This is a genomic window from Pseudomonas sp. HMWF021, assembly GCF_003061005.1.
Taxonomy (GTDB): Bacteria; Pseudomonadota; Gammaproteobacteria; order Pseudomonadales; family Pseudomonadaceae; genus Aquipseudomonas.
Genome location: NZ_QAIK01000116.1, coordinates 1 through 1,604, shown reverse-complemented (window position 1 = coordinate 1,604; position 1,604 = coordinate 1). Strand labels below are relative to the sequence as shown.

The window sequence follows — 1,604 nt, the reverse complement described above, 5'->3', positions numbered from 1 at the left end:
CGTCAGCTTCTACAAGAGCAACGAGCACAAAGACACGAAGAATTACGAATGCCACGCCGGCGCGATCATGGCCGGTGTTGCGTTGAAGGGTGATCTGGCGAACGTGCAGTAACCGCCGCGGAATTGTCACAGTTCAGTATCTTGCCTCGCTCGACAAGCCCCCTATACCCTGCAGAACGCCGCAAAAAAAGACATCAACACCGTGATCAACGTTGCCAGCGTCGACTAGCGCGACCTGTACAAAGACACCGAAAAATTCCAGTGTCGCGCCGGGCTGATGGTGTCGAGCGTGGCGTTGTGTGGGGATTTGGTGCACGTTGACTGATGGGATTACAGAAATGACAAAGGGCGCCTTTCGACGCCCTTTGCTATTCAGTTCAGCTCAAGTGCTGGCATGTAACTTCAAGCCCAACGCCTTCACAACTTTCAGAATCGTTCCAAACTCAGGATTTCCTTCACCTGACAGTGCACGGTAGAGACTTTCTCGAGACAGCCCGGCGTCACGTGCCACTTGGGTCATGCCTCGCGCTCTCGCAATGGTGCCCAGGGCCTTGGCGATAAAGGCAGGATCATCTCCAGCCTCCTCCATGCAGGCATCCAGATAATTAGCCATGTCCTCTTCTGTCTTGAGGTACTCGGCTGAGTCCCAACGAGTGAATTGTTCGGTCATGGGTTTTGCTCCTGCCAGGACTCCGCGATGAGCCTGGCTTGCTTGATATCTCGGGGTTGGCTGCTCTTGTCTCCACCACAAAGGAGGATGACCACTTGCCGACCTTGTTGCATGAAATAAACTCGATATCCTGGGCCATAGTCAATTCGGACTTCGCTGAGCCCCTCACCGACGGCTTTGACATCACCAAAATTCCCATCGGCCATACGATCAATGCGCACCTGAATACGCATTCTGGCGCGGCTGTCAGCCAGCTTCAAAAGCCAGCTGGAGAATGTTGAACTTCGAATAATCTCGGGCATGACCGAAAGTGTAGCCCTTGAGCTACACATGTGCCAGACGGTTTTTTCTTCACCGACGTACGGTGTCTACACTCGTTAAATCGTTGAATGCTGACTCGCAAAGTCAAGGAAATGACCATGCATGTGAAAGCCCTGATCGCCGCCGCACTTTTCGCGCTACTGCCCAGCGCCAGCCATGCCACCAATCTGATGTACATGCCGTTCGAAACCGTACTTTCGGATGCGATGCGCGCCGGGCGGCTGGATGGCAGTGTGAAGTTTTATCTGGCCGGCAATGGGCCGCTGGGCACGCAGCAGTTGTTGCGCCGGGATGTGGTGAGTGATTTGCGCACCAACGGTTTCAACAAGAGTGACCACGACTCCTGCGAGTGGGTGCTGCAGTCGAACCTGATCAAGTTGCAGGCTGACGCCAAACGGGTCGGGGCGAATGCGGTGGTCAACATCGTCAGTTACTACGACCAGCATGTGCGCAAGGATTTGAATACCTACGAGTGTCGGGCCGGGGTGTTCGTGACGCGGGTGGCGTTGAAGGGGGATCTGGTGCGGTTGCTCTGACGGCAAGATCAAAAGATCGCAGCCTGCGGCAGCTCCTACATTGGAAAAACATTCCCCTGTAGGAGCTGCCGCAGGCT

The 1,604-nt window shown here is 54.9% G+C and carries 3 protein-coding genes and 1 pseudogene; 2 read left to right on the top strand and 2 right to left on the bottom strand.

The features are described from left to right. Window positions 1–112 (top strand): annotated as a pseudogene (locus DBR18_RS29275) (excinuclease); the annotation flags it as partial. A 270-nt stretch (window positions 113–382) separates the two neighbouring features. Here DBR18_RS29275 and DBR18_RS15395 read toward each other — a convergent pair. Both DBR18_RS15395 and DBR18_RS15390 read right to left on the bottom strand, forming a co-directional pair. Next, window positions 383–670 carry an addiction module antidote protein gene (locus DBR18_RS15395; RefSeq protein ID WP_007943750.1) on the bottom strand — a complete coding sequence of 96 codons (288 nt, stop codon included), beginning with the start codon at window positions 668–670 and terminating at the stop codon, window positions 383–385. Then, complete coding sequence (locus DBR18_RS15390) at window positions 667–972, bottom strand: type II toxin-antitoxin system RelE/ParE family toxin (protein WP_041074898.1); 306 nt, start codon at window positions 970–972, stop codon at window positions 667–669. Before DBR18_RS15390 ends, DBR18_RS15395 begins: the two co-directional genes overlap by 4 nt. A 117-nt stretch (window positions 973–1,089) precedes the next feature. On the opposite strand from DBR18_RS15390, the gene DBR18_RS15385 reads away from it, so the two are divergent. Beyond that, window positions 1,090–1,527, top strand: a complete 438-nt coding sequence (locus DBR18_RS15385) for an excinuclease (protein ID WP_108590943.1) — start codon at window positions 1,090–1,092, stop codon at window positions 1,525–1,527. Window positions 1,528–1,604: the final 77 nt, after the last annotated feature.